The organism is Oleiphilus sp. HI0079 (genome assembly GCF_001635105.1).
The window spans coordinates 1-478 of sequence record NZ_LWFT01001247.1 but is presented as its reverse complement, the minus strand read 5'-3'; the positions used below and the strand labels follow the sequence as shown (position 1 = coordinate 478).

The window sequence follows — 478 nt, the reverse complement described above, 5'->3', positions numbered from 1 at the left end:
AGCAGTGGGGTTATCTTTCGGTGCTACAGCAGGTACATTGGAAGACGTTAAAAAGCGCGGTACGTTGTCTTGTGGCGTGAGTACCGGCCTTGCAGGCTTTTCTCAAAAAGATGAGAAAGGTGAGTGGAGCGGTCTTGATGTAGACGTATGTAAGGCCGTTGCTGCAGCTGTCCTAGGCGATGCAAGCAAAGTTCAATATAAGCCTTTGACTGCAAAAGAACGTTTCACTGCGCTTCAGTCTGGTGAAATTGATCTCCTTTCTCGTAACACAACTTGGACACATACTCGTGATACTTCGCTTGGTTTAAACTTCGCGGGTGTTAACTACTATGATGGCCAAGGCTTCATGGTTTCCAAAAAGCTGGGTGTTAAAAGTGCTTTAGAGCTTGATGGCGCTGCAGCATGTATTCAAGCTGGTACAACGACAGAGTTGAACCTTGCTGACTACTTCCGTGCGAACGGTATGAAATATACCGCG

1 protein-coding gene is annotated in these 478 nt (G+C 46.9%); it reads left to right on the top strand.

Going from position 1 to position 478, the window contains the following annotated elements:
• A partial coding sequence (locus A3750_RS21945) for a transporter substrate-binding domain-containing protein (protein ID WP_197475233.1) occupies positions 1-478 on the top strand: 478 nt, incomplete at both ends.